Source organism: Kitasatospora sp. SC0581, assembly GCF_048159585.1.
Taxonomy (GTDB): Bacteria; Actinomycetota; Actinomycetes; order Streptomycetales; family Streptomycetaceae; genus Kitasatospora.
This window is the reverse complement of record NZ_JBLRWA010000342.1, coordinates 1-306: the sequence shown is the minus strand read 5'-3', so window position 1 is coordinate 306 and position 306 is coordinate 1. Positions and strand designations below refer to the sequence as shown.

Annotated in this window: 1 protein-coding gene; it reads right to left on the bottom strand. The window is 38.2% G+C overall.

From position 1 onward, the window contains the following. A partial coding sequence (locus ACLWS4_RS38380) for a DUF5316 domain-containing protein (RefSeq protein ID WP_416876624.1) occupies window positions 1-277 on the bottom strand: 277 nt, incomplete at its 3' end. Window positions 278-306: the final 29 nt, after the last annotated feature.

The following is a 306-nucleotide window of genomic DNA, read 5'->3' as shown; positions in this document are numbered from 1 at the left end:
CGTACATTTGGATGAGAAATACTGCCAGAACGGCAATAAGATTCGGCAATCCGAACAGGAAAAAAAGCATCGTCAGGCTGAATCTTGATTGGTGATGTTCTTTTGTTTCAGAAAAATAATTTGCACGAACCTGCATACCTCCTACGAATGCTCCCATTGTGATGCCAGAGAAAATAAAACCAGCAGCAGCAGCAATGCCACAAATCCAATAGGTTTTTGAAAATTCTTCAGTAATAAACCCTGACATTACGCCTATAATAGCTATGACAGTTCCCAAAATAAAAGCATACAATTTCAAAACGTTAT